1 protein-coding gene and 1 pseudogene are annotated in these 626 nt (G+C 69.2%); both read left to right on the plus strand.

Annotation, left to right across the window (positions count from 1 at the left end; translation table 11 throughout):
• Positions 1-202, plus strand: a 202-nt coding sequence (locus tag AC3EUV_RS38380; protein ID WP_435604901.1) for a hypothetical protein, incomplete at its 5' end; no start/stop codon positions are given.
• Positions 203-526: 324 nt separating this feature from the next.
• Positions 527-626: pseudogene (locus AC3EUV_RS38385) on the plus strand (IS5/IS1182 family transposase); the annotation flags it as partial.

The raw sequence follows: 626 nt of genomic DNA on the forward strand, positions 1-626 counted from the left end.
GGCCGGCCCGCCGGCGGGGCTGGCGAGCGTCACACCGGCCGGCATGAACCACGGCCCCGACCAAGTCCGCCACGCCAACCCGCGCACCCGGCTGCCGTTCTACGTATGGAACGTCGACACCGTCCGCCCCCTGCGCTACACCGAAGCCTTCGAAGCCTTCGAGATACCCGACTTCACTCGCCACGAGAGCTACCGCGGCTGACCCCAGCCGCCCTGGCCCGCACCCCGCCCGGCCGGCGCGGGATGCGGGCACTACCGAGTTCTGGAGCACGCACCACCTGTCATGAGCCGTGTCCTGAGCGGAGGCCACTTGCCGTTCCTGCCTGGATGCACGGCACGAGGACGGCATCCAGCACTTCGACGGACCAGACGATCCCGCCGCGCTACCGCCCCGCCGGCTGCACAGGCCACCCGACGGGAGCCAGGGCGAAGATGGAATCGCCACGAACGGTGGGGAACACCTGGCGGCAAACCGTAGCGGCACTTAGACCGTGTCCTATGTGGTGAGGCGGACGTTGGCTTCGGTATGGGGCGGGGTACGTGGAGTTGGATTGTTCCGGACGGACTGTGGGAGATCGCGAAGCCGCTGATCCCGCCGTCGAAGGTGCGGTCGCAGGGTGGTGGGA

The organism is Streptomyces sp. bgisy130, from assembly GCF_057708345.1.